The organism is Hymenobacter terrenus (genome assembly GCF_000972495.1).
Lineage (GTDB): Bacteria > Bacteroidota > Bacteroidia > Cytophagales > Hymenobacteraceae > Hymenobacter > Hymenobacter terrenus.
The window spans coordinates 1-3712 of the sequence record NZ_LATM01000076.1 but is presented as its reverse complement, the minus strand read 5'-3'; the positions used below and the strand labels follow the sequence as shown (position 1 = coordinate 3712).

Annotated in this window: 1 protein-coding gene; it reads left to right on the top strand. The window is 54.1% G+C overall.

All coding sequences use genetic code 11. From position 1 onward, the window contains the following. Positions 1–469: 469 nt before the first annotated feature. Positions 470–3712, top strand: a 3243-nt coding sequence (locus tag WX88_RS26385; protein WP_197076989.1) for an Ig-like domain-containing protein, incomplete at its 3' end; no start/stop codon positions are given.

Below are 3712 nucleotides of genomic sequence, written 5' to 3'. Positions count from 1 at the left end.
TTTTACAGCTTGAAAGTCCGCGCGGCTGATGGTGTACACACGGTGAAAGTTAACAAGAATTAAGGGCTATAGTCAGCGCCCCCAATGCAGCTATAAGACATGGAAGGAAAGGAGGAGACTCCTCTTTTTCCTTCCATGTCTTCAGCCCGCTAATTACTCGGAAACATGAGCATCGGGCTTATCTGATTACTCTTGGTGGTTGGGTCAAAATTCTCAATCACCGATTAGCAGCAGCAACGACAGCCCTCTCATTGTCAGCGCGCAATTCATTCATCCTAACCCCAAAAGAACAACTATGAAAAAAACTTCCTCTCTGTTATTAACACTCTTACTGCCAGGGCTAGCACACATAGCACATGCTCAAAGTACAGCCCGTATCTACACCGATTGGCTAAGCAATCCTTCGACCTCCAAGTTAATTGATTACTCCTATGCGGGCTACCATGGTGGCAAAGGGTTACCCCCGGTGATGACGGGCCCAATATTCAACGTCACCGACTATGGGGCAATTGCCAACGATGGCAAAGATGATATCGTCGCCATTCAAAAAGCAGTTGATGCCGCATGCCGAAACGGAGGCGGTGTAGTTCAATTTCCGGCCGGCACGTTTGACTTCGATGTTAATTCGCCGGTAAATAACCCGAACGTTAGAATCTGGGCCAGCAATGTGGTTATTCGGGGGGCAGGAAATAACAAAGCCACTGGTACGGTCTTGCACGACCACAAGGCCAATGATGTTCGTAGCGAAACCGAGGGATGGACTACGGTGAAGCTTCCCAATTTCTTCAGCTTCAGCTCAGTTGATATGCACTGGGAACAGGAGCTGTGGTATCCAAATTCGAAATACTCATCTACTGTTCCTCTCACTACCTTCAGCGCTGCCCCCCGTTTGTCGACGGTGCTCACGGTGGCAGATGCCTCCAAGCTCAAAGTTGGCGGAACCTACACCATTACCGAAGCCGACCCCGACAAAAGCCTGGTTAGAGAGATGTCGCCAGGCAGCCCCTCTTATGGTACGCGCCCAGCAGCGACGGGCACCGATTACATCGCCATGAAATACCGGCAGATAGTCCGAATCCTGGCGGTGTCTGGCAACCAAATCACCATTGACAACCCCATTCTGATGGAGTTGAGGTCAGCCTGGTCGCCAACTTTGTGGCCTACCGAGCACCCCATTATCCGGGAGGTTGGCCTGGAAAATATCTACCTGAAAATGGTTACCCCAAAGCCCTTTGTTCACCATGACGGGGCCGCGGCAGACTATGGCTACAATCACGTCCGCTTCGACTGGGTTGAAGATGGCTGGATGCACAACGTGGTTCAGGAAGGAACTACTTCGGCCGTTCTACTCCGCGATTCGAAAAATTGCACCATCTACGATTGCTCTATTGCTGGTGGGGAAGGCCATTTTGGCTATCAATTAGCCGGCACTCCATCGCGCAACTTGTTTCTGAACCTGTGGGGGGCGAAACAATTTCACACCTTCGCGATAGAAGGCGGAGTTGGCAACGTGTTTAAGAATTGCGCAGCCAGCGACACGGCCGCCGTTGATCTGCACGGCAGTGTCTACGGCATTTATAACCTGTTCGATAATATTACTGGTTGCGTGGGAGCCGGCGGTGGCGACTCGAAGCAAGTTCCGCCTAACCACGGAACTGGTTTCACGGCTTGGAACTGGAAGATGGGAACAACAAGCCCGTACACCAAGAAGCCCCAGGATGTTTATGTTGATGTCACGGCTTATTTCGCCTACAACGCTCCTGGTTTTGTCGCAGCCGGGGTACGTTCCAAAGACGGGCACCCTGTTTATTATACTGACCTAGCGAAGAACAGGCAAACCGCTGATCTGAACGTCAATTGGGGGTATAACGAGTCGAATGGTGCCGCAGTTAGCCCGGCGTCGCTGTACGATGCACAAAAGGCTGTGCGGCTCAATTACAATTGGGTTGAATTGACCAGCCCAGGCTTGGCGACCCTAACTCCCAAAGGCAGCACTGTCAATATTGCTGCTGCTGCCGGCGCGGCGTCGGGGAAAACGATTAGCAGCGTCGAGTTCTTTATCAACGGAGCTTCTGTTGGGAAAGATAATTCGGCCCCATATGCTATATCCTGGCCAGCGAGCACCAACGGTCTTTATACTGTCACGGCCAAGATGACGGCTAGCGACAATTCGGTTACCACTAGCGATGAGCGCAGAATAAGCGTTGGCTCAATCAATATTGTTGAAGATAAAAGCCCGCTGGTTACCTACTCGGGCGGCCGAATTCAAAGCGAAACCAACAGCACTTCGTCCGAAGGAACAGCCGTATGGATTGCTGATGGAGGAATGATGAGTTATTCCTTCCATGGCACGCGCGTCACGACATACACCAACTTGATAGGTGGCGACGGTCAGAACTGGTCTATTTACCTCGACAACGTAAAAGTCTTCGGTCGCCAGTTGCCCGTTGCGGTTAACCGTCCCGGCTATAAGGTTTGGGACTCCGGGGAACTATCCGATGGTCCTCACACCTTACGTTGTGTCGCTGAAGCAGGCGGCTTCTCGTTTGATTATCTGGCTGCAGTAGTAACGACACCCAGCACCGGAAGTGCGCCCACTGCTGCTATCACAAGCCCGGCCAACAACGCCAGCTTTGCAGCAGGAGCTACGGTTACTATCAATGCTAACGCGGTTGATAGCGATGGCAGCATTTCCAAAGTAGAATTCTTCCAGGGAGCTACCAAGCTCGGAGAAGATACCACAAGCCCTTTCAGCTTCAGCTGGACCAATGTGGTTGGTGGCACCTACAGCCTGGTTGCTAAAGCGACGGATAACAGTGGTTCAACTACTATCTCCTCCCCTATCAACATTGTTGTGGCCGGAACCAGCAACGCAACGCTACGCCCAGCGGATAATCCTACTAACACGGTTAATGGTTTGAATTACGGCTACTTCGAAGGCGACTGGTCGGTGTTGCCAGCGTTCAGCTCCTTGTCGCCGGCCGGCACCGGCACGGTCACCACCTTTGACCTAGCCCCCAGAAAACGTGAGAATAAGTTTGGCTTCCAGTACACGGGCTACGTCGACGTCCCCACCGATGGTGAGTACACCTTCTACACCTCTTCGGATGACGGCAGCAAGCTGCTGATCGGCTCGACCGAAGTGGTCAACAATGATGGCCTGCACGCAAACCAGGAGAAGTCCGGCACCATTGGCCTCAAAGCTGGCAAGCACGCCCTGACGGCTACCTTCTTTCAGCAATGGGGCGGTCAGCAGTTAAGTGTAAGCTACGCTGGGCCGGGCCTCGCCAAGACGCTGATTCCGGCCAGTGCCTTATATCGGGTAGCTGGCCCCACCACGCCACCCACCACCCCGACGGGTAACCTGGCGCTGGGCAAGCCTACCACCACCTCTTCTACGCAGGACACCCCCCTGGGTGGGGCCAACGCCGTGGATGGCAACGGCAGCAGCCGCTGGTCGAGCGCCTTCAGCAACGACCAGTGGCTCTACGTCGACCTCGGCGCCAGCTTTAGCATCAGCCGCGTCAAGCTCGTCTGGGAGGGCGCCTACGGCAAAGACTACAAAGTGCAAATCAGCAACGACCCGAGCCTGAGCACGGGCTGGACCGACCTGCGCAGCGTCACGGGCAACACGGCCTTGGTCAATGAGTTGACCGGCCTGAGCGGTACCGGCCGCTACCTGCGCGTGCTCGGCATCACCCGCGGCACGCCC